A 21,288-nucleotide genomic window follows, 5' to 3' on the forward strand; every position below is an offset into this window, starting at 1 on the left:
TGTTGTGCCGGCCGTCGGTGCGTCCGTGCGTTGGCGCGTTGGCGCGTTGGCGCGTTGGCGCATCCCAGTCGTCGCGGACTTCGTACGGACGCCCCAACCGCAGCGCCGGATGTGGTGTCGCGGCACCGGGGGCCGCCCTAGCGTACGCAGTAGACTACGGCGTATCGAACCCGCGGAGACAAGGGAGACATCGCCCATGACCAGCGAGACTGCGGCCATCGACAGGGCCGCCATCACACACCTGGCCACTGAAGCGGCGGCCGAACTGGGAATCGTCGGAGCCCAAGTGGCCGTCGCCGTCGGCGACGAGTTCGCCGAGTGCCCCGTCGGCATCGAGAACATCGCGACGGGCCGGGCCGTCACCGCGGACACGCTGTTCCAGATCGGTTCCACGACGAAGATGTTCACCGCCGTCCTGATGATGCAACTGGTCGATGCGGGGCTGGTGGACATCGACGAGCCGGTGGCCTCGTATCTGCCGGAGTTCCGCCTCGGCGACGAGCGGGCGACACGGACCGTGACGCCCCGCCATCTGATGTCGATGACCAGCGGCATCGACAACGGCCCGTACACCGATCCCGGCTGGGGCCCCGATGCCGTGCGCTCCGCCGTGGAGACGGTGGCCGAACTGCCCGTCATGGGACAGCCCGGTACGGGATTCGGCTACACCAATGCCTCCACCAACATCTCCGGCCGCATCATCGAGGTGCTCACCGGATCCACCTGGGACACCGCCCTGCGCGACCGACTGCTCGAACCGGCCGGACTGCGGCATTCCACGAGCCTGGTCGAGGAACAGATCTACCACCCCGTGGCCGTCGGCCACATCGCCACGGACGACGGCCCCCGGCACGCGGGGCCGTGGATCTTCGGGCGTGGCTCGGGCCCGTCGGGCTCCTCGCTGTGCTGCTCGGCGGGTGATCTCGTCCGCTTCGGCCGGATGTTCCTGCGCGGTGGACTGGCGGCCGACGGGACCCGTGTACTGTCCGGGCGATCGGTGTCCGCCATGCAGACCCAGCAGGTCGACGTGCCGTCCAAGTACCTCGCGGACGGCTGGTGTCTGGGGCCGTACACGCAGATCTGGGACGGCGTACGGCTCTTCGGCCACTCGGGAAAGGTGCCGTGCGGCGCGTCCGCGCTGCTGTGGGCGCCGGAGCACGACACCGCCGTGGCCGTCACGCTCAATGTCGCCGACCAAGGCGCTCCGTTCGCGGACCGGGTCATCGGTGGTGTCCTCAAGGAGATCCTCGGCATCGAGAAGCCGGCCCCGCCGGTCGGCGACCCCGCCGCACGGGTCGACCCGGCACCGTACGTCGGCGTGTACGACTCCCACGAACTGCACTACCGGGTGACCGCCGACGACGGCCGGCTCTTCGTGAAGACGTCCCCGAGCAGAAGCTCGGACCTCCCGGAGGGAATCGTCCAGCCGACGACCACCGAGCTCTTCCCGCTGGGGGATCACCGCTTTCTGCCCAAGACCGGTGTGCTCGGTGGCGATCGCATCTGGGACGTCGCCTTCTACCTGGGCGACGACGGCAGGGCGGACCGTTTCCTCAATGGACCGCTCGCGGCCCGGCGCGTCGCCTGACCCGACTCAGGGACCGAGCTGAAGGAACACACAGAGCAGACGAGTGAAAAGGTGGCTGTACCGGAGAATTCCGGTACAGCCACCCTTCCGTCCGCGTCAGGCCGTTCTCGGGCTCGCACGCCCAGCTGACGGAACGTCAACTACCTGTGGATCCGGTCAGACCCCGACGGTGGTGCGCGCCGTCTTCTGTTCCGCGTTCGCGCCGTCCGCGTTGGTGGATTCGGCCTGGGCGCGTCCGTACGACTCGATCAGCAGCCGGTAGTTCGTCATGATCTGGCTGTAGATGGACGCGTACTCCTCGGCGTCGTGCAACCAGGACTTCTGCAGCTCCGCGCCCACCGCGGCGGTGTCCAACGGCACCACTCCCGCCTGAGCCAACCGGGCCACCGTGACCTCCTGAGACACCTTGCTGTAGGTACCGGAGGCGTCGATGACCGCGAACACCTTGTAGCCGTCGGCCAGTGCGCTGATGGCCGGCTCGGCCAGACAGACCGAGGTGATGACGGCCGCGATGATCAGCGTCTTGCGGCCGGTGGCCTTGACCGCGTCCCGGAATGCCTGCACATCCCACGAGTTGATCTCACCGTGGCGCTCCACGTACACCGCGTCGGGCACGATGTCCAAGATCTCCGGGATCAGGGGGCCGTTCGGGCCGGACGGCACCGATGCCGTCGTGATCACCGGGATCCCGGCGACCTTGGCGAGCCTGGCCAGGGCCACCGTGTTCGCCCGAACCACCTCCTGCGGCTGATCGTTCACCACCTGCAGCAGACCGCTTTGGCAGTCGATGAGCAGCATCACCGCGTCATCACCGTTGATCAGGCCGAACTCTCTGGCGGCCATGGCGACTCCTGTCTCGTCTCTCGGGCGTGTTCTCCAAGCGTTCCCCCTGAACCCAGCCGCCCCAACGGGAAACACCAAGTGCTTCGCTCGTTCGGGTACCGCACAAGAGGTTCATGTCGACTGGTCGGCTGAGCCGCTGCTCCGTCCGTCGGATCGCCCGGCCCCGATCGGGCCGCCGCCGACCGGGCCGAGGACGGGGCCGAGGACCGGTCCGCCGACCGCCGGGCGGGAGTAGCCCCGAGCCCCTGACCGAGCCGCCCGCCGCCCCCGACCGCGACGGCCGCCTCCTACGCTTCCCGCCGGGCGCCGTCCTCGCCCAGGACCGACAGGAGTTCACGCGCGGTCAGGGCCGCCTGGAGCCGCAGGGTGACCTCCGGGTCGAGCGGATTGGCGTCCAGGAGTTCGCGGATCTGGCCCACCCGGTAACCGACCGAGTTCCGGTGCAGATGCAGGAGTTCCGCGACGGCGGCCCGGCTTCCCTTGGTCGCCAGCCACGCGCTGAGCGTGGTCACCCACTCCTCCCGCTCCAGTATCGGGCCGAGATGCTGTTCGACGAACGCCTGGAGACGCTCCGGGGAGACGCCGAAGAGCAGCTGGGCCAGGCCCAGTGAGGAGAACCGCAGCTCCACCTCGCCGGCGCGCCGGCGGAGCAGGCCGAGAACGGTCTCCGCGTCCCGGAAAGAACGGGCCGTCTCCCGTACGTCGGAGACGACGGGGCCCGCGGCGGCCAGTACCGGTCCCTCGCCCACCATGCCCTGGAGCCGGACCCGGATCCGGGTGATCTCGCGGTCGATGTCCCCCTCCAGCACGGCGAGACCGAACTGGCCGTCCTGGCGGACCGGCATCTCGAGCCAGGACAGGGCCGTGGCCCAGGTGCGCTGGTTGGGGCCCGCGTACGCGAAGACGACGGCGGCGTGCGGCCGGTCGAGGTGGAGGCCGAACCGGGCCGCGGTCCGCAGCACCTCGGTGTGATTGCGCAGAGCGCCGTAGCGCAGTTCGTCGATGAGCCGTCCGGCGGTCTCGGTGGTGGCCGCGGCGACCGCGTCACGGCGGATCGCCTCGATGGCGACGGCCGTCGACGCGGCCCGCAGGATCACCCCGTCGTCCGGGTCCGCCGGCGGCTCGGACCGGCCGAGGAGGAGCAGCCCGACCCGGCGCTCGCCCGCGCGGACCGCGACGGCGGTGGCGTGCCAGCCCCGCTCGCAGGTCACGGTGACCGGACCTCCCTCGGCGAAGACCTGGGCGACGCTCACCGGGGTCATCGACGTGGTGCCGTCGTCGGTGGCGGCGAGTACCCCTCCGTGTACTCCGACGAGACGGACCGGTCGGCCGCTCTGGTGCGCGACGGCGCGCAGAATGGCCGCCCAGCCGTCACCCGACAGAGCGAGGGTGTTGAGCCTGCGTTCGAACGCTTCGGCCCCACTGGACGTGAGGCGGCGACGGACTTCTCTCCCGACGGTCTGACTCATGGCGCTCCGCACTACTCGGTCGGCGCATCGTCCAGCCGGTCACCGCGGTCTGCCATATCCACAGATGTCCGTGATCGCCGATATCCCCGAAATCCTGAAATCCCCGACCCGGAGTTGCCGGTATCGGGAACGTATCCCGGAGCGATCGTCTTTCGCTACGCCCTATACCTCCTGAATTACGAGAAAGGCGGCGCGGGCCGTACCGGGACGGACCGCGCTCCTTTCCGTATTCGGGCGGGCACGGGTATCGCGGACTCGGCGGTGCGCATGGCACGATGCCGAAATGTCTCCCTATAGCAAGATATTTGATGGTCGGGAAGCAGGGGCCGCCGGCCGTTCGGAAGCGGCTGTCCGGGCGAAGGCCGCCGCTCGGGCGGTGGTCGACCGGGCGGCCCCGGAGCTGGTGGCGCTGAGCCACCGTCTGCACGGCCACCCCGAGCTGGGTTTCGAGGAGGAGCGGGCCTGCGGCTGGCTCGGCGAACTGCTCACCGCGAACGGCTTCACCGTGACGGCGGGCGTCGGCGAACTCCCCACGGCCTTCGTGGCCGAGCGGGGCAACGGGCCGCTGGTCATCGGGATCTGCGCCGAGTACGACGCCCTGCCCGGCATCGGCCACGCGTGCGGGCACAATGTGATCGCCTCGGCGGCCGTCGCCGCGGGACTGGCCCTCGGGGCCGTCGCCGACGAGCTGGGCGCCACCGTCCGGGTCCTGGGGACGCCCGCCGAGGAGAACGGCGGCGGCAAGGTGCTGATGCTGGAGCGCGGCGTCTTCGCCGGCGTCCACGCGGCGATGATGGTGCACCCCTCGCCGCGGGAGCGGCTCGATCCGCTCTGCCTGGCCCGTGCGGAGCTCCGGGTCCGGTACGAGGGCCGGGCCGCGCATGCGTCGGCCTGCCCCGAGGACGGCCTCAACGCGGCCGACGCGCTGACCGTGGCGCAGGTGGCGCTCGGTCTGCTCCGTCAGCACATGACCCCCGACCAGCGGGTGCACGGCATCACCACGATCGGCGGTCAGGTGCCGAATGTGATCCCGGAGCTGACGGAGGCGTCGTACTACGTGCGGTCCTCGACGCTGGAGGACCTCACCGAACTGGAGGCCCGCGTCCGCGAGTGCTTCGAGGCGGGCGCGGTGGCGACGCGTACGCGTCTGACCTTCGGTTCCCACTCCCCCGCGTACTCCCATTTCCGTCACGATCCCGATCTCCTCGCCGCGTATGAGCGCAACGCGCTCGCCGTCGGCCGTAGCTTCCCGCCGAAGGAGCCCGCTGACGACCGCGAGGCGGGCTCCACCGATATGGCGAACATCTCCCTGGCCATCCCCTCGATCCAGCCCCTCGTCTCGATCGGCTCCGGCTCGACGGGTCTGCACCAGGCCGGTTTCGCCGCGTACGCGGTACGGCCGGAGGCGGACCGCGCGCTCCTGGAAGGCGGTCTGGCGATGGCCTGGACGGCGGTGGACGCGGCGCTGACACCCGAGGTCCGGGACCGGTTGCTGCGGGGGCCCGGGACCGGGCCTTGAGCCACGGGTGGCGCGGGCCCAGCACGGGGTACGGCCCCGGTCCACGTCGGGGGCTCCGCCCCCGAACCCCCGCGCCTCAAACGCCGGCGAGGCTGATTCTTCCCACCCGGACCCGAGAAGCCGGGGCAGAGGCCCCGGCCTGAGCCACGGATGGCGCGGGCCCAACGCGGGGATACTGCCCCGCTCCCCGTCGGGGGCTCCGCCCCCGAACCCCCACGCCTCAAACGCCGGCGAGGCTGATTGTTCCCGTCCGGGGCCAGGGCGCAGGGGCTCGGAAGCACTGAGCTTTCCCTGCCCAGCCGTCACCTGGCGACCGAACCCGGCAGCCCCGGCCCGTCCCGAGGTCCGGGACAGGTCCGGGGCGGAAGCCCGGTGCGCGGGAGCCCGGTGCGCGGAAGCCCGGTGCGCGGAAGCCCGGAGCGCGGGGGTCATGAGGTGGGGGGCTGGTCGGCTACCACCACCTTCGCCGCGGCGAGGTACGCCTCCACATTGCGGCGCGTCTCCGTGACGCTGTCCCCGCCGAACTTCTCCAGCACCGCGTCCGCCAGGACGAGCGCGACCATCGCCTCGGCGACGACGCCCGTCGCCGGAACCGCGCACACATCGCTGCGCTGGGCGATCGCCTTCGCGGGGTCGCCGGAGCGGACGTCGACGGTGGACAGCGGCCGGGAGAGCGTGGAGATGGGCTTCATCGCCGCGCGGACCCGCAGCGTCTCGCCCGTGGTCATGCCGCCTTCGATGCCGCCGGTGCGCTCGGTGACGCGCCGGACGGCGAGGCGGCCGGGGGCCGCGCCCGTGACGCCCTCGATCTCGTCATGGGCGAGGGAGCCGCGCCGGGACGCGGTGGTGAATCCGTCGCCGACCTCGACGCCTTTGATGGCCTGGATGCCCATCAGCGCACCGGCCAGCCGTGAGTCGAGCCGCCGGTCCCAGTGGACATGGCTGCCGAGGCCCGGTGGCAGGCCGTGGACGACGACCTCGACGACTCCGCCGAGGGTGTCGGCGTCCTTGTGCGCCGCGTCGATCTCGGCGTCCATCGCGGCGGAGGTCGCCGGGTCGAGGCACCGTACGGGGTCGGCGTCCACGGCGTCGCGGGCGCCGCGGACCGGGATCAGGCCGTCGGGCAGGGCCACGGACCCGATCCGTACGACATGGCTGATGACCTCCGCGTCGAGGACCTGGCGCAGAAACGCCTGTGCCACCTCGCCGAGCGTCACCCGCGCCGCGGTCTCCCGTGCGCTGGCGCGCTCCAGGATCGGGCGGATGTCGTCGAAGTCGTACTTCTGCATGCCCGCGAGGTCGGCGTGGCCGGGTCGGGGGCGGGTCAGCGACGCGGCCCGGCCGCGGTCGGGGAAGCGGCCGGGCTCGTCGAACCGCCGGCCCTCCTCGTCCGCCGGGTCGGGGGACATCACCTCGGACCACTTGGACCACTCGGTGTTGGCGATGCGGATCGCGACCGGGCCGCCCATGGTGAACCCGTGCCGTACGCCTCCGTTGATCTCCACCTGGTCGCGTTCGAGCTTCATCCGCGCGCCCCGGCCCTTGCCGAGCCGTCGTCTGGCGAGTGCGTCGGCCAGGTCCTCGGTCGAGATCTCCACACCGGCGGGCATTCCTTCCAGCACCGCGGTCAGCGCGGGTCCGTGAGACTCCCCCGCGGTCAGCCAGCGCAACATGTTCCTTGCCTTTCGTCGTCGTTCATCCGTACAGCGGTCGTGGTCCGCGCTCAGCTCAGCAGGAGCGCCACCCCCGCAATCGTGCCCACCGCCACGACCACCGCCCGCAGCACCGCCGGGCGCACCCGGCGGCCGAGCGCGGCTCCGATGAGACCGCCGGGTATCGAGCCCAGGGCGATCAGGAGCACGGGCAGCCAGGCCACCTCCGCCGTGACGGCGAAGAGCGCCGCCGCGACGAGGTTGACCAGTGCCTGGAGGAGGTTCTTGAGCCCGTTGAGGGGCCGCAGGTCGTCGTCGAGGACGATCGCGAGCTGCGCGAGGAGCAGCACCCCCTGGGCGGCGCCGAAGTAGCCGCCGTACACGCTCACCGCGAAGACGCCCGCCACCAGGGCCCGGCTCACGGTGCGCGACGGCCGGACGACGGTGCTCCCTTTGACCGGAACCGGCCCGCCCACCGGCCGGGCCCGCTCGCGCCGCCGCGCCACGAGCCGGGTGAGCCACGGCTGGAGCCCCATCAGCAGCGCGGCGAGCAGGACGAGTACGGGCACCACGGCCCGGAAGGACTCGGCCGGGAGGCTCAGCAGCAGCAGTCCGCCCGTCAGGCCGCCGAGGACGGCGGCGGCGGAGAGCGGCAGCAGGCGCGCCCGCTGCGCGGCGAGTTCACGCCGGCAGCCGAGCGCGCCGCTGAGGGAGCCGGGGGTCAGTCCGATGGTGTTGGAGACATTGGCGACGACGGGCGGATAGCCGAGGGCGACCAGGACGGGGAAGGTGAGCAGGGAGCCGGAGCCGACGACGGTGTTGAGCGTGCCGGCCGCGAGTCCCGCGGTCAGCACAAGGGCGATGTCGAACGGGGTCACGGGGCGGTCGGCGCCTTCGCGGACGCCCCCGCCGCCGAGAGGGCGGCGGCGGAGGAGTGTGTGGGCGGTGCGGGCATGCCGGGCACGAGGACGATCTTGCCCATGGTCCGTCCGCTCTCCAGCCGCCGGTGTGCGGCGGCGGCTTCGGAGAGGGGCAGCAGGGTGTCCACGACGGGTTCGAGTTCGCCTTCGATTCCGCCGCCGTCGCCGAAGCAGAAGTCGATCATGGCGCCGAAGTCGGCGTATCCGCAGGATCCGGCTCCGAGGAGCGTGATGCCGCTGTGGAAGGCGTGCGCGAGATCGAACTCGGCGACGGCTCCGGTGGTGTCTCCGCAGAAGACAAGCCGTCCGCGTAGGCGCAGGGAGTGCAGCGACGGCTGGAAGAGGGCGGGGCCGATGTGGTCGAGCACCAGGTCGACGCCCGTCCCTTCCGTGGCTTCGCGGGCGCGGGCTGCGATGTCCTCCGTACGGTTGTTGATCACGGCGTCCGCGCCGAGCTGTGCCATGTGCCGCAGTTTGGCGTCCGAGCCGGAGGTGACGAGTACGCGGGCGCCGATCCGGCGGGCGATGTGGACGGCGGCCATGCTCACCCCGCTGCCGCCGCCGTGGACCAGCACGGTCTCGCCGGCGCGCAGTTCACCGCGTACGACGAGGGCCTGCCAGGCCATGCCGTACGCCGTGGGCAGCGAGGCGGCGGCGATATGGCCGGTGCCGGGCGGGAGCAGATGCGTGTGGGTGGCGGGGACGACCGCCAGTTCGGCGTAGCCGCCGGGGCGGTTGCCGCCGATGACGGCGACGCGTGCGCAGTAGGCGTCGTTCCCTGCCGCGCAGTCCGGGCAGTCGCCGCAGGCCACGGTGGGGTTGACGACGACCCGGTCGCCGATCCGGCGGTTCTCGACGCCGGGACCGAGGGCGATGATGTCCCCGGCGATGTCCATGCCCGGCACATGCGGGAGGCTGAATCCGGGCAGGACTCCGGGGCCTCGGCGCTGGATCAGGTCGAGCCGGTTGACCCCGGCGGCGCGTACGGCGACGAGGACCTCGCCGTAGCCGGGTTCGGGGTCGGGCAGATCGCGGTGCTCCAGAGTCTCCGGACCGCCGTGACGGGTGTGCAGGACGGCTTTCACGTGACCCCCCGGACGAATGGGACGCCGAGCGCGCCGGGGGCCCGGTGGCTCTTGGCGAAGAACATCATCGCGAGCAGGGCGAGCAGATAGGGCGCCGCGATGAGCAGTTGGGCGTTGAGCTGGAGGCCGAGCGCGGGCAGTGCGAGGCGCATGGCGTCGGCCGCGCCGAAGACCAGACAGCCGATGATGGTGCCGCGCAGGGTCCAGCCGCCGAAGATGACGGCGGCGATGACGACGAAGCCCCGGCCCGCGGTCATGTTCTGGTTGAACATGCCCACCTCGCCGACGGCGAGGTACGCGCCGCCCAGCCCGGAGAGCAGTCCGCAGATCAGCAGTGCCTGACGGCGGCGTTTGCGGACGTCGATGCCGGTGACGTCGGCCGACTGCGGGTTCTCGCCCGCGGACCGCAGTTCCAGTCCGAACCGGCTGCGCTGGACCAGCCACCAGACGAACGGGATCAGCCCGATGAGCAGATAGACGGGCCAGCGGTGGGAGAAGAGGACGGGCCCCAGGAGGGGGATGTCGGAGAAGAAGGGGATGTGTACGGCGTCGACCTGCCGGTCCTTGTCGAGTGCGACCGAGTCGAGCAGAAAGCTCGTGAGGCCGAGGACGAGTGCGCTGAGGACGAGTCCGACGACATAGGTGTTGACGCCGAGCCGATGGCTGAACTGGGCGTGCACGAAGCCGATGATCAGCCCGGCGACCATGCCGAAGATCAGGCCGGTGGATGCCGATCCGGTGACGGTGGCGCCGAGGACGGCGCTGAACGCGCCGCCGAGCATCATCGCCTCGACGGAGATGTTGATGGTGCCCGCCCGTTCGGCGATGTACTCGCCGCAGGCGGCGAAGGCCAGGGGAACGGTGAGCCTCACGGCGCTGGCGAGGATCACGGATGCCTCGTCGATCATGTTGCCTCCTCAGGCGTCCGCGGTACGGGCGGTCTTGCGCCGCTGGATCTCGGCGAAGGCCACGGGGAAGACGACGGCGAGGACGAGCAGGGCCGTCACGACGGCGACGATGTAGCGGGGAATGCCGGTGGCGGCGAGGAATCCGCCGCCCGCTCGCAGTACTCCGAAGAAGAGTGCGACGGGGATGGCGCGGAGGGGGTTGTCCTTGGCGACGAGGGCGACGAGGAGTCCGTCGAAGCCGACGTTGGAGGCGAATCCGTCCTGGATGCGGTAGCCGCTTCCGGTGAGCATCGCGCCGCCGGCGAGCCCGGCGAACGCGCCGGAGGCGAGCAGCGCGCCGCCGCCGACGACGACCGCGCCGACGCCGGCCCGGTGGGCGGCCTTGGCGTTGAGGCCGAGGAGCCTGATCCTGAAGCCCCAGCGGCTGCGGTTGAGGGCGAAGTAGACGGCGACGGCGAGCAGGACGGCGAGGAAGATGCCCGCGCCGATGTTGAATCCGGGGAACTCGCCGAAGCGGGGGAGCCAGACGGATTCGCGGAGCATGTCCGACTGGGAGGTGGTGGTCTGGCCGGGGACCGCGGTCTCCCGGAGGAGGTAGTCGCGGTTGACGGCGAAGGAGACCACCTGGTTGGCGACGAAGATCAGCAGGAGGGTGCTGATCACGACGTCGACTCCGCGCCAGTAGTAGAGGAGCGCGGCGATCGAGGCCCACAGCGCGCCGCCCGCGGCGGCGCAGAGCAGGATCGTGGGGAGGACGAGCCAGCCGGGGCCGGGGAGGAAGAGGCCGACGGCCGCCCCGACGGCCGCCCCGATGATGACCTGGCCTTCCTGTCCGATGTTGAAGATGCCCGCCTTGGCGGCGATCACCGAGCCGACCGCGACCATCAGCAGCGGGGCGGCCTGGTCGATGCTCTGGCCGATGGACGCGCCGCTGCCGAGGCTGCCCTCGTACATCGCGACGGCCGCGTCCCAGGGGGATTTGCCGACGATCACGATGAGGATCGCGGCGATCCCGAAGGCCGTGGTGAGCGAGAGGGTGTAGAGGGCCGCGGTTCTCAGCCGCCGGGCGGGCGGGGGGCCGGGCGGCTCGGCGGGGCCCGGCGGTCCGGCGCCGGGTGTCGCCGGTGTGGCCTCGAGGAGTCCGGTCATGCGGTCTGGCCTCCCATCATCATTCCGAGGCGTTCGACGTCCACGTCCGCGCGGTCCATCGCGCCGACGATCGTTCCGCGGTGGATCACCGCGATCCGGTGGGACAGGGTGAGGATCTCGTTGAGTTCGGTGGAGAGCAGCAGGATCGCGATGCCGCTCTTGGCGGCTGTGTGCAGCCGTTCGGTCATGTACTCGATGGCGCCGATGTCGAGGCCGCGGGTGGGCTGGGCGGCGACGAGGACGCGGGGGCGGCCGGAGAGTTCGCGGGCGAGGACCACTTTCTGCTGGTTGCCGCCGGAGAGCTGCCGCATGGGGGTGTCGGGCGAGGGGGTGGCGATCTCGAATTCCGCGATGAGTTCGCGGGCCCGGTCGGCGAGCCGTCCCCGGCTGAGGAATCCATGGCTGCTGACGGCCGTGAGGTCGGCCATGACGAGGTTCTCGGCGACGCTCATGTCCAGTACGCAGCCGGAGGCGTGCCGGTCCTCGGGGATGACGCCGATTCCGGCGGCGTGCATCGCGCCGGGCCGTCCGGCCGGTACGGTGACGCCGCCGACCTCGACGCTGCCGGAGGTGAGCGTCAGCAGGCTGGAGAACAGATCGCCGACGGCGGACTGTCCATTGCCTTCGACGCCCGCGATGCCGAGGATCTCCCCTTCCCTCAGATCGAGCGAGAGCCCGCGGAGGAGAGGGATCTTCTCGGGGCTGACGGCGTGTGCGTCACGGATGCGCAGGAGTACGCCGCGGGGCGCGGGTGCCGCGCCTGTGGCGGACGCGCCGCCGGGCGTCGGCGTCCCGGTGGCCTCGGAGGAGCCCGCCACGAGTGTTCCGGGTTGCCCGGCGGCCCCGTTCGGGGCTGAGCCCGAAGCCTCGGGCGGCGCCACCGGGCCGATGCCGGAGAGGTCGCCGACGGCGGGCGCGCCGCCGCTCGTGAGCGACCCGGCGGGTCCGGGAGACGGAGCCCGCGTACCGCTGGTGGTCCCGACGGGCGGCCCGTGTGCACCGGACACGGTGGACGACGCGGTCGCTTCCGCGCCGCCGGATGGCGGCCCGGCAGCGCGATCTCGTTCGCCGGGTACGACGGGTGTTCCGGACACGGTGGCCTTCGCCGCGCCGGTCGCCCCCGCCGCCGTGGGGCCGGCGGCTTCTGCCGCCGGCTCCCCGGACCCCACCGGTTCCCCGGCGGGCGCCGACCCCGCGGAGTCCGCCGACTCCCCGGACTCCCCAGACTCCCCGGACTCCGCCTCCTCGTCGAACACTTCGAGCGGGGAGCCGCCCACCGGTTCGGTGTGACCCGGTTCGATCAGCGCGTCCAGTGCGCCGACCGCGGTGGCGGCCGTCCACTTGGACAGCTCCCGGCCGACCATCTCGCGGGCGAGTGAGCGTTCGTCGGTCTCCGCGGTGGTGCGCCGGGCGACCACCCTGCCCTGGCGCATGATGGTGACCCGGTCGGTGGCGTGGATGATCTCGTCCAGCTTGTGGCTGATGAGGATCACCGCCTTGCCGTCGTCCGCGACGACCCGGCGCAGCACGGTGAAGAGGTCGCGCGACTCATCCAGGGTGAGGACCGAGGTGGGCTCGTCGAGGACGAGGACGTCGGGGTCCCTGCGGAGGCATTTGACGATCTCCACCCGCTGCCGTTCGCCGGTGGACAGCTCCTCCACCCGCGCGTCGGGGTCGACGGCGAGCCCGTAGCGTTCGCCGACCTCGCGGACCAGGGTGCGGATCCGTTCGCGGTCGACCCGGCCGCGGTCGCCGAGGGCGATGTTCTCCCAGACGGTGAGCCTGCCCACCAGGCTGAAGTGCTGGTGGACCATGGCGATTCCGCGGGCCGCGGCGGTGAGCGGGTCGGTGATCTCCTCGGGGACCCCGCGGAGGAGGATCCGGCCGGCGTCGGGGGTGACGAGCCCGAGCAGGATCTTCATCAGAGTGCTCTTGCCCGCGCCGTTCTCGCCGAGCAGTCCGTGGATCTCACCGGCCGCCACGCTGAGGTCGACGTCTCCGCAGGCGCAGACCGGTCCGAACCGCTTGCTGATGCCGAGCATCTGCAGCGTGGGCGCGTCGGCCTTCCGGGCGGCCTCGGCCGGCGCGCCCGGCGCGAGGGGGCTACTGCTTGCCCGCGACGGCGTCATCGACGTTCAGCCTTCCGCTGCCGATGTCCTCCATGAGCTTCTTGAGCTTCGCCTCCTGGTCGCCCGTCGGCTCACAGAGCTTGACCGTGGGCACGGGGTCCTTGCCCAGGTGCCATTCGCGGGCGACGCCCATGCGCAGGGTGCCCGCCTTGAAGTCCTTGAGCGCGCCGGCGAAGTACGCGCCGGGGCTGAAGATCACGGAGATCGCGTACTCGACCCCGCCGCCCGCGGCCCCGCAGCGGTCGGTACCGGGGGTCAGGGCGGGGACGCCCTTCTGGTTGGCGATCCGGGTGACGGAGTCCGTCGCGCCGCCGAGGTAGGGGTAGATCACCTTGACGCCCTGGGAGAGCTGGGCGTTGGCGGCCTCGTTGGCCTTGCCGGAGTCGTTGAAGTCGCCCGTGTAGTTCTCGATGAGTTCGGCGTCGGGGACGACGGCCTTGATCCCGGCCTTGAACGCCTTGGCGACGGCCCGTGCGAAGTCGAGGTCGGGGCCGGTGACGTATCCCGCCTTCTTGCCGCCGTTCTCCTTGAGGATCATGCCGGCCGCGTAACCGGCGGCGTACAGGCTCTCGTTGATGAAGTCGACGGACTGGGTGAAGGCGGGTGTCTGCTTGACCCCCTGGCCGCCGCTGATGTACCAGGTGATGCCCTTGCACTGGGGTTCGGTGGAGGCGGAGAGCGCGTCCTTCAGCTCGCTGGCCCCGATGGCGATCATGTCGACTTTCTGGAGGCAGAGGTTGCGTGCCTGCTGGACGGCGCCGGCGGGGTTGATCTTGTCGACGATGGTCAGCTTCCAGCCGTTCTCGTCGGCGAACTTCTGGATGTCGTCGACGAAGCTCTGGTAGTAGCCCTTGTCCTTGGTGTCGCCGGGACTCATGATGCCGATGACGACCTTGCCGTCGCGATTCACATCGGGCTCGTTCTCGGGCAGTGTGCCGCCGGCCTGAGTATCGGCGGCGGCGGTGTCGCTGCCGGTCCCCTTGGTGTCCTTGGGCTTGTCCGTCTGGGGGTCGCCACAGGCGGTCAACAGCAGCGCCGGCGCGGCTACCAGGGCCGCGACGGTTCTCAGCATCTTCTTCTTCATGACGTGTTCTCCAGACGACTCGACGCGGGTCAGGCATCTCGTACGGCGAGGCGGCCGTACGCGTGTGCTGCGGGAGTTGCAGGAGTGGGGGGAGCCACGGAGTCCGCGGTGGTCGGGGAAGTCTCAGAGTTCGCAGAACTCGTGGAGTTCACGGATCCACGGGGGCCGTCGGCCCGGAAATCACTGGTACCGCGCTTCTCGCACATTCGGGGGGTGGTGCCGGAGTGCTGCGCGGCACCGGTGGAGGGTCTTGCGAGGTGTGCGGGTCATCCCCGGTGGGACTCGGCGTCGGCGCCGGCGCCCCACTGGATGATCTGCACATAGTTGCCGTCGGGGTCGGCGAGGGTGCCGATCAGCCCGAAGGGCATCTGTTCGACCTTGCGCACCCAGGTGACGTCCTGGGTCAGCAGCCGGGCCTCGACGGCCCGGCAGTCGTCCACGTCGAGATTGATGATGACGCGGGCGGAGTCCTTGTTCGGTCCGGAGACTTCGCTGTGCTCCTCGATGAAGAGCTGGACGTCCCCGAAGGGGAACGCTCCGCCGTCGTTCTCGGTCACCGAGAAGGCCGCGCTGTACCAGGACTTCATCCGCTCGACGTCGTCCGAGCCGATGAGCAGGCTGCCGATTCTCATGGGATTCCTCCAGAGGTGTTAAGGGGTGGGTGCCGACGGACCTTGAAGGGGGGTTCGTCGCACGGCGGGGCAGGCGGGGCCGGTGAGGTCCGGCGCGCCGACCGGCTTCCCCGGTGTACGGGGCGGGGAAGGGCCTCGGTAGACCGGGGGGAAGCGGGGGCCGGGCCGGGGGCCTCGGCGGGCCGGGAAAAAGAGGGGGGGTGGTGTCGCTGCCGCGCCGATGGGGCGGGGCGGGCGTGCGGGGAACGGGAGCCGCTCCGGCCGTTCAGCCGTTGCGGTACTCCTCCCTCGGCGGGGTGAAGACGTCCAGGATCCAGGTCTCGCCGTGCTCGGGGTCGCCGATGAAGAGGCTGTCGCCGTGGTCATGGCCCTTGGGCGCCCAGTAGACGTCGCCGGGGCCCAGGGTCCGGCGCTCGTCGGAGCCGATCCGGAAGTCCAGCTTGCCCTTGAGCACGATCCCCCACTGCTCGTTGTCGGGGTGGTTGTCGTACGGGGTGGGGCCGCGCCCTTCCTCGATGCGCCAGAAGGTCAGCATCATGTCGTCCCCGGTGTAGACGCGTCTGCGGAAACCGGGCTTGACCTCCTTGAACTCCGATTCGTCGAAAGGCCAGATGTGTTCTTCGTCGCTCACAGGCGAGTCCGTCTCTCTCTGTCGGTCCCTGCGGGCTGATGGGTCCGCTCCCTCGGGAGGGCCCCGGCCCGGCTAGAACATGCGGGCGATCATGTGCTTCTCGACCTCGCCGAGATGGTCGGCGGCGGCCAGTGCCGCGGCCTTGGCGTCGCCGCCGGCCACCCCTTCGGCGATCCGTACGTGTGCGAGCGACGCCTCGGCGATCACTTCGCGGACGGCTTCGGCGTTGTCCTCGGCGTCCAGCAGCGAGGAGAAGTCCTCGGAGTCGAACACCGCGTCCAGCGCCTTGCGGTACAGCTCGTGCAGGGTCGGGTTGCCGCAGGCGCGGGCCAGCGTCAGATGGAAGCGCCGGTCGAGGTCGCGGAAGTCCTCCAGCCGCATTCCCGCGCCGAACTGTGCCGCCAGGGCGGTGATGTGGCCGCGTTCGGCGTCGCTCGCCCGGCGAGCGGCCAGCCGGGCGATCGCGACCTCCATCACCTGTCGTACCTCGAACAGCTCCGAGACATTGCGTTTGCGCTGGTCGTCAGCGCCCAGGGGGACGTCGGGCAGGGTCTCGGCCACGAAGAACCGGTTGCCGCGCTTGATGACGCACCCCAGGAAGACCAGTCCCTGCACCGCCTCCCGTACCGAGGTCCGGGCCACGCCGAACTGTTCGCACAGCGTCCGTTCCGCGGGGAAACGGGCTCCGGGTGCGAGCACTCCGTTCCGGATGCTCTCCAGCAGCGAGTCCCGGACCTTCTCCGAGACCGTCGCGCGGGAGACGGGGGCGAACCGCAAGGGATCCATGGGCGTTACGTGCCCGTCGCGACGGCGAAGCGCCGCAGTTCCGCGTCGATGTCCAACGGCCGGATGATCGCCTCGTGCTCCTCGTCGCCCCAGTGCTCCGCCGGGACGAGCCACATGACCTCGAACTCCAGCCCGTCGGGGTCGGTGGCGTAGAGGCTCTTATTGGCGCCGTGGTCGCTCGCGCCCTTCAGCGCGCCGGCCGCGAGCAGCCGTTCCCGTACCGCGGCGAGGTCCTGAAGCGACGGAACCTCCCAGGCGATGTGGTACATCCCCACGGTCGCGCTGCCCGCGCGGGACGGTCCCGCCTTCTCGCCGATGGTGAAGAAGGCGATGTCGTGATGGTTCCGCGAGGCCGGGGCGCGCATGAAGACAAAGCTGCCGGGCGGTCCCTCGATGATGGTCTCGAAGCCGAGTACCTCGTGGTAGAAGGCGGCCGTCCTGCGGGCGTCCCGCACATAGAGGACCGCGTGGTTCATCCCGGTGATCGCCATCGTCAGCAACTCCTTCCGGATTTTCGGACTGATGGTCTGACGGTCAGAAGGTATGGACGCCGGACCATCCGGGTCTTTGGTTCTGGAGCACAAATCGGGGATTCAGCCACTGTGCACCTGGATGTTCACAGCCTTGACGCGGGTGTAGGCGTCGACGCCCGTACGGGAGAATCCGCTCGCCCTGCGGGGCTCCCCGCGGCCGCCGTTCATATCGGGCGCGAAGTGGCAGTTCACATTGACCTCGCCGCAGTCGAGCACGTCCGCGAAGCGGAAGGCACGCTCCAGGTCACGGGTGAAGACGGTGCCGTTGAGGCCGTACGAGGTGCCGTTGGCCAGTTCTCCGGCCTCGGTCTCGGAACTGAACGGCATGGCGGCCAGCACGGGTCCGAAGACCTCCTGCTGTTCGAGTTCCGAGCCCCGTCTGACGCCGCCCAGCACGGTGGGCGCGACATAGGCCGGGCCGAGGCCCTCCGGCAGCTCCGGTGAGCCGATCAGCCGGGCGTCCCCGCCGTCGAGGGCGCGGCTCACATAGCCGCGTACCCGGTCCGCGTGGGCCTCGTTGATCAGCGGTCCGATGAAGGTCTTCGGGTCGAGGGCGTCCCCGACCGGCAGCCCGGCGGCGGCCTCGGCGACACCGTGCAGGACCTCCTCGTACACGGACTCCTCGATGAGCAGCCGGCTGCCCGCGACGCAGACCTCGCCCATGTTCACGAAGGCCGCCATCATCGCCCAGCCGACGGCCTGCTCCAGATCGGCGTCGGCGAAGACGACGACGGGCGATTTGCCGCCCAGTTCCAGATGGACGGGGGTCAGATTGCGGGCGGCGGCGGCCATCACATGGCGGCCGGTCTCCGTGCCGCCGGTCAGGCTGATCAGATCGATCCTCGGATCGGTGATCAGCTGTTCGCCGACCGTGCCGCCGGAGCCGAGCACCACATTGAGCACGCCGGGCGGCAGTCCCGCCTCGCCGAGGACGCGCCCCAGTTCGACCAGGGTGATGACGGCGTCGGCCGGTGGCTTCGCCACGATCGAGCAGCCCGCGGCCAGCGCGGACGCGATGCGCTGGCCGCCGGTCATCAGCGGCCCGTTCCACGGCAGCAGTTCGGCCACGACACCGGCGGGCTCCGGTTCCCGGAGGGTGAGGACACGCGGTCCGCCGCCGGGCAGCAGTTCCGGCGGGAACGTGGCACGGCGGGCGTCGCCGTGGGCGGTACGGGCCACGGCGGCGGCGTACGAGAAGGCGTTGGCCGCCTCGTACACGTCGTTGACCAGCGCGCCGGAGACGCCCTTGCCGGTGTCGAACGCCTCCAGCGCGGCGAGCCGCGGGCCGTCGGCGCGGATCGCGGCTGCCGCCGCTTCCAGCACTTCCGCCCTGCGCGGTCCCGGCATGCGCCGCCAGACTCCGGTGTCGAAGCTGGTGCGGGCGGCGGCGATGGCCGCGTCCACCTCCTCGGGGGTGGCGGCGAGATAGCGGGCGGGCCGCAGGCCGGTGGACGGGTCGGTGATGGGCCGGGGGGTGCCCCCGGTGGCCTCGCGGCCGTTGATGAGCTGCGGATAGGGGTCCGTACGGAGCCATCCCGGCTGGAGCCGGGGTTCGGGGCCGGGGCTCTGACCGTGGCTCCGGCCCTGTTCGGACGTCGCGGCAAGCATCGCGGCTACTCCCTCTCGGTACCTGGACGCTATGGACGAATTCGTGTCAGGTTGACGGCCTGGTGAGCGGGCCGCATCGTGTTCCCGGCATGGACCAGGGGCCGTTGATTGTGCTCCCGGCCACGATGTTCACCGGGCGTCGGCGACCTAATGTCCCTGGTCATGGCAAGCGACCAGGACTCCAGCACGGTCCCTGGCCCGCCCTGCGACCTGCTGGTCACGGGCGGCGACGTGGTGACCATGAACGCGCGCCGCGAGATCCTCGCGGGCGGCGCGGTGGCGGTGGCGGGCGACCGGATCCTCGCGGTCGGCGCCACCTCCGAACTGCGGGAACGCTGGCCGGGGACCGCGGAGTTGCGGGCCGACGGCTGTGTCGTCACCCCCGGCATGATCAACGCCCATCAGCATCAGACCGGCGACCCGCTGGCGCGTGCCCGGATACCCGACGATCTGCCGCCGGGTGTGTCCATCGACTCCTGGGCCATTCCCCTGCACGCCGCCCACACGGGCGACGACGACGAGCTGTCGGCGCTGCTGACCTGCGCGGAGAACCTGCGGAACGGGGTGACGACCATCGTGGAGGCGGGCACCGTCGCCCATCCGCACCGGGTCGCGCACGCCATGCGCACCGTGGGTGTGCGCGGCACGGTCGGGGCCTGGGGCTGGGATGTGCCCGGCGCGCCTTTCGCCGCGCCCGCCCCACAGGTGCTGGAGCGGTTGGGCGAGGTGATCGAGACCTATCCGGCGGGCGGTCGGGTGGAGGGGTGGGTGACCCTCGTCGGTCACGGTCTGGCCAGCGATGAACTGCTGTCCGGGGCGGCGGAACTGGCCCGCTCCGCCGACACCCGGATGACCATGCACCTCTCCCCCTCCCAGTCCGATCCGGAGCACTATCTGCGGACTTCGGGACGCCGTCCGGTCCTGCATCTCGAGCATCTCGGTGTGCTGGGCCCGCATCTGCTGCTCGCGCACGCGGTCTGGCTGGACGGCGCCGAGGTCGAGGCCGTCCTCGCCAGCCGTACCGCCGTCGCGTACTGCCCCTGGGCCTATCTGCGGCTCGGGCAGGGCGTGACCAGGGCGGGCCGGCACGCCGAACTCTTCGAGCGGGGCGGCCGGCTCGCGCTGGGCACCGACTCCGGGAACGCGGGCGACAGCTCCGACATCCTGCGGACGGCCGCCCTCGCCGCCGGACTGGCCAAGGACATGGGGGCCGACCCCACGGGGATCGGCGCGGCCGAGGCGCTGGAGCTGGCGACCGTCAGGGGCGCGGAAGCCGTCGGAATGGCCGACCGGATCGGCTCGCTCGAACCGGGCAAGTACGCCGATCTGGTGGTCCACGAGACGACCGGCCCCCAGTGGACGCCGCGCGGTGACATCGCCCATCAGCTGGTGTGGTCGTCCGACGGCCGCTCGGTCCGCGACGTCCTCGTCGGCGGGCGGGTCGTGGTCCGCGACCACGCCTGCACGGAGGTCGACGAGAGCGCACTGCGGGCCGACGCCGCCCGTGCCTCCGCCGATCTGCTGTCCCGGTCCGGGGTCCCCGCACGCTCCCGATGGCCCGTGCTCTCCGCACGCTGACACCCCTCCTGCTCCGTTCACCTCCTACTCCGTTCACCTCCTACTCCGTTCACCGCGGCTCCCACCACAGCTCGACCGCTGCTCCACCCCAGCTTCGCCGCAGCTCCACCCCCTTCCGCCGCTGTCCCTCACGAGTCTCCGGGAGACCCCGTATGAAGATCGCCGTCATCACCGCCGCCGAACAGGTCGCCCTGCGCGAGGAGCCAGATCCGGTGCCGGGTCCGGAGGATGTGCTGGTCCGCATCGGCTCGTGCGGCCTGTGCACCATGGAACGTCGGCTGTATCTGGGCACCAAGCCGGTCTACCCGGTCGCCGCCGGGCACGAGGTCGCCGGGGAGGTCGTGGCCGTCGGGTCCAAGGTGGCGAAACTGCCGGGTGTGGCCCGCGTCGGCGACACGGTCACCCTCGATCTGCTGACCCGCTGCGGCACCTGCACCTCCTGTCGCCGGGGCCGCAGCGCCCTGTGCAAGCAGCCGCAGGGAGGAGCGCTCTCGGACGGCACCATCTCGATGGGCGCGGGCCTCGCCGAGCTGGTGAGGGTGCCCGCCGCGCAGGCGTTCGGGACCGGTTCCGCACCACTGCGCCACGCGGCGATGGGCGAACCCCTCGCCTGTGTCGCCCACTCGGCGCGGCTCGGCGGGCTGCGGGCCGGGGACCGGGTCGCCGTCATCGGCGCGGGCTACATGGGCCGACTCCATCTGGCGCTGGCCCGGCTGCGCGGCGCGTCCTCGGTCGGGCTGATCGACATCAGCGACGAACGGCTGGCCGAGTCGCGGGAGGCCGGAGCCGACTGGACGAGCACCCCCGGCGAGGCGGTCGCCACGGGCGGGAAGCAGGATCTGGTGTTCGTCACGGCGGGCGCCCCCGACGCCCTGGAGACGGCCGTGGCGATGTGCGACGACGGCGGCACGGTGGTGCTGTTCGGCGCGTTCCCCAAGGAGCTGTCGGCGGGGATCAGCCCCGACCTGGTCCACCATCACGAGCTGACCGTCATGGGCGTCTTCAGCCATGAGCCGCAGGACTGGACCGAGGCCGCCGCGCTGATCGCCTCCGGTCGGCTCGCCGCCGATCTGGACGCCCTGGTCACCGCCGAGTTCCCGCTCTCCGAGGTGGACGAGGCGCTGCGGCTGGCCGCCAAGTCGCCGGTCTACCGCGTACTCGTGGGCGGCTGACG

Annotated in this window: 18 protein-coding genes; 4 read left to right on the forward strand and 14 right to left on the reverse strand. The window is 71.3% G+C overall.

Annotated features, from left to right (window positions below):
• The first annotated feature begins 196 nt into the window (after nt 1-196).
• Nucleotides 197-1,588, forward strand: coding sequence for a serine hydrolase domain-containing protein (locus ACWEFL_RS21000; RefSeq protein WP_451714691.1), 1,392 nt, complete (start codon nt 197-199; stop codon nt 1,586-1,588).
• Between the two features lie 156 nt (nt 1,589-1,744).
• On the opposite strand, the gene ACWEFL_RS21005 is transcribed toward ACWEFL_RS21000, so the two are convergent.
• Together ACWEFL_RS21005 and ACWEFL_RS21010 are read right to left on the reverse strand one after the other, a co-directional pair.
• Nucleotides 1,745-2,431 carry an isochorismatase family protein gene (locus ACWEFL_RS21005; protein WP_451714694.1) on the reverse strand — a complete coding sequence of 229 codons (687 nt, stop codon included), beginning with the start codon at nt 2,429-2,431 and terminating at the stop codon, nt 1,745-1,747.
• A 287-nt stretch (nt 2,432-2,718) separates the two neighbouring features.
• On the reverse strand, nt 2,719-3,900 hold the full coding sequence (locus tag ACWEFL_RS21010; RefSeq protein ID WP_451714697.1) for a PucR family transcriptional regulator: 1,182 nt from the start codon (nt 3,898-3,900) through the stop codon (nt 2,719-2,721).
• Nucleotides 3,901-4,183: 283 nt separating this feature from the next.
• Between ACWEFL_RS21010 and ACWEFL_RS21015 the strand changes: the two genes are divergently transcribed.
• The gene (locus ACWEFL_RS21015; RefSeq protein ID WP_451714700.1) at nt 4,184-5,419 is read left to right on the forward strand and encodes a M20 family metallopeptidase; all 1,236 of its coding nucleotides are present in this window, start codon (nt 4,184-4,186) and stop codon (nt 5,417-5,419) included.
• A 428-nt stretch (nt 5,420-5,847) separates the two neighbouring features.
• On the opposite strand, the gene aroC is transcribed toward ACWEFL_RS21015, so the two are convergent.
• The 12 genes from aroC to ACWEFL_RS21075 form a co-directional block, all read right to left on the reverse strand.
• Nucleotides 5,848-7,092, reverse strand: coding sequence for a chorismate synthase (gene aroC, locus ACWEFL_RS21020; RefSeq protein WP_451714703.1), 1,245 nt, complete (start codon nt 7,090-7,092; stop codon nt 5,848-5,850).
• A 50-nt stretch (nt 7,093-7,142) separates the two neighbouring features.
• Entirely contained in the window at nt 7,143-7,949 is an 807-nt protein-coding gene (locus ACWEFL_RS21025) for a sulfite exporter TauE/SafE family protein (protein ID WP_451714706.1), read from the reverse strand.
• Nucleotides 7,946-9,076 (reverse strand): zinc-binding dehydrogenase, encoded by a 1,131-nt coding sequence (locus tag ACWEFL_RS21030; RefSeq protein ID WP_451714709.1) that lies wholly within the window; start codon nt 9,074-9,076, stop codon nt 7,946-7,948. Before ACWEFL_RS21030 ends, ACWEFL_RS21025 begins: the two co-directional genes overlap by 4 nt.
• Complete coding sequence (locus ACWEFL_RS21035) at nt 9,073-9,984, reverse strand: ABC transporter permease (protein WP_451714711.1); 912 nt, start codon at nt 9,982-9,984, stop codon at nt 9,073-9,075. Before ACWEFL_RS21035 ends, ACWEFL_RS21030 begins: the two co-directional genes overlap by 4 nt.
• Before the next feature lie 9 nt (nt 9,985-9,993).
• Nucleotides 9,994-11,133, reverse strand: coding sequence for an ABC transporter permease (locus ACWEFL_RS21040; RefSeq protein WP_451714714.1), 1,140 nt, complete (start codon nt 11,131-11,133; stop codon nt 9,994-9,996).
• Nucleotides 11,130-13,262 (reverse strand): ATP-binding cassette domain-containing protein, encoded by a 2,133-nt coding sequence (locus ACWEFL_RS21045; protein ID WP_451714716.1) that lies wholly within the window; start codon nt 13,260-13,262, stop codon nt 11,130-11,132. Before ACWEFL_RS21045 ends, ACWEFL_RS21040 begins: the two co-directional genes overlap by 4 nt.
• Nucleotides 13,237-14,346 (reverse strand): BMP family ABC transporter substrate-binding protein, encoded by a 1,110-nt coding sequence (locus ACWEFL_RS21050; RefSeq protein WP_451714719.1) that lies wholly within the window; start codon nt 14,344-14,346, stop codon nt 13,237-13,239. Before ACWEFL_RS21050 ends, ACWEFL_RS21045 begins: the two co-directional genes overlap by 26 nt.
• Nucleotides 14,347-14,612: 266 nt before the next feature.
• On the reverse strand, nt 14,613-14,978 hold the full coding sequence (locus ACWEFL_RS21055) for a VOC family protein (protein WP_451714722.1): 366 nt from the start codon (nt 14,976-14,978) through the stop codon (nt 14,613-14,615).
• Between the two features lie 265 nt (nt 14,979-15,243).
• Nucleotides 15,244-15,609, reverse strand: a complete 366-nt coding sequence (locus tag ACWEFL_RS21060) for a cupin domain-containing protein (RefSeq protein ID WP_451714725.1) — start codon at nt 15,607-15,609, stop codon at nt 15,244-15,246.
• 72 nt (nt 15,610-15,681) lie between these two features.
• Nucleotides 15,682-16,395, reverse strand: coding sequence for a FadR/GntR family transcriptional regulator (locus ACWEFL_RS21065; protein ID WP_451714728.1), 714 nt, complete (start codon nt 16,393-16,395; stop codon nt 15,682-15,684).
• 5 nt (nt 16,396-16,400) lie between these two features.
• Entirely contained in the window at nt 16,401-16,886 is a 486-nt protein-coding gene (locus tag ACWEFL_RS21070) for a VOC family protein (protein ID WP_451714730.1), read from the reverse strand.
• A gap of 102 nt (nt 16,887-16,988) precedes the next feature.
• Nucleotides 16,989-18,536, reverse strand: a complete 1,548-nt coding sequence (locus tag ACWEFL_RS21075) for an aldehyde dehydrogenase family protein (protein ID WP_451714733.1) — start codon at nt 18,534-18,536, stop codon at nt 16,989-16,991.
• 162 nt (nt 18,537-18,698) lie between these two features.
• Here ACWEFL_RS21075 and ACWEFL_RS21080 point away from each other — a divergent pair, with 162 nt between their 5' ends.
• Together ACWEFL_RS21080 and ACWEFL_RS21085 are read left to right on the forward strand one after the other, a co-directional pair.
• Nucleotides 18,699-20,114 (forward strand): amidohydrolase family protein, encoded by a 1,416-nt coding sequence (locus ACWEFL_RS21080; RefSeq protein WP_451714735.1) that lies wholly within the window; start codon nt 18,699-18,701, stop codon nt 20,112-20,114.
• 152 nt (nt 20,115-20,266) lie between these two features.
• Nucleotides 20,267-21,286 (forward strand): zinc-dependent alcohol dehydrogenase, encoded by a 1,020-nt coding sequence (locus ACWEFL_RS21085; protein ID WP_451714737.1) that lies wholly within the window; start codon nt 20,267-20,269, stop codon nt 21,284-21,286.
• The last annotated feature ends 2 nt before the right edge of the window (nt 21,287-21,288 follow it).

The organism is Streptomyces sp. NPDC004838 (assembly GCF_053600955.1).

Bases quoted from the DNA above. Each gene is read 5' to 3' on its own strand.
- ACWEFL_RS21070 (WP_451714730.1), bottom strand. From the start codon at position 16,886: ATGGCGATCACCGGGATGAACCACGCGGTCCTCTATGTGCGGGACGCC.
- ACWEFL_RS21080 (WP_451714735.1), top strand. From the start codon at position 18,699: ATGGCAAGCGACCAGGACTCCAGCACGGTCCCTGGCCCGCCCTGCGAC.
- ACWEFL_RS21015 (WP_451714700.1), top strand. From the start codon at position 4,184: ATGTCTCCCTATAGCAAGATATTTGATGGTCGGGAAGCAGGGGCCGCC.
- ACWEFL_RS21075 (WP_451714733.1), bottom strand. From the start codon at position 18,536: ATGCTTGCCGCGACGTCCGAACAGGGCCGGAGCCACGGTCAGAGCCCC.
- ACWEFL_RS21045 (WP_451714716.1), bottom strand. From the start codon at position 13,262: ATGACGCCGTCGCGGGCAAGCAGTAGCCCCCTCGCGCCGGGCGCGCCG.
- ACWEFL_RS21055 (WP_451714722.1), bottom strand. From the start codon at position 14,978: ATGAGAATCGGCAGCCTGCTCATCGGCTCGGACGACGTCGAGCGGATG.
- ACWEFL_RS21005 (WP_451714694.1), bottom strand. From the start codon at position 2,431: ATGGCCGCCAGAGAGTTCGGCCTGATCAACGGTGATGACGCGGTGATG.
- ACWEFL_RS21010 (WP_451714697.1), bottom strand. From the start codon at position 3,900: ATGAGTCAGACCGTCGGGAGAGAAGTCCGTCGCCGCCTCACGTCCAGT.
- aroC (WP_451714703.1), bottom strand. From the start codon at position 7,092: ATGTTGCGCTGGCTGACCGCGGGGGAGTCTCACGGACCCGCGCTGACC.
- ACWEFL_RS21050 (WP_451714719.1), bottom strand. From the start codon at position 14,346: ATGAAGAAGAAGATGCTGAGAACCGTCGCGGCCCTGGTAGCCGCGCCG.
- ACWEFL_RS21035 (WP_451714711.1), bottom strand. From the start codon at position 9,984: ATGATCGACGAGGCATCCGTGATCCTCGCCAGCGCCGTGAGGCTCACC.
- ACWEFL_RS21085 (WP_451714737.1), top strand. From the start codon at position 20,267: ATGAAGATCGCCGTCATCACCGCCGCCGAACAGGTCGCCCTGCGCGAG.
- ACWEFL_RS21000 (WP_451714691.1), top strand. From the start codon at position 197: ATGACCAGCGAGACTGCGGCCATCGACAGGGCCGCCATCACACACCTG.
- ACWEFL_RS21040 (WP_451714714.1), bottom strand. From the start codon at position 11,133: ATGACCGGACTCCTCGAGGCCACACCGGCGACACCCGGCGCCGGACCG.
- ACWEFL_RS21065 (WP_451714728.1), bottom strand. From the start codon at position 16,395: ATGGATCCCTTGCGGTTCGCCCCCGTCTCCCGCGCGACGGTCTCGGAG.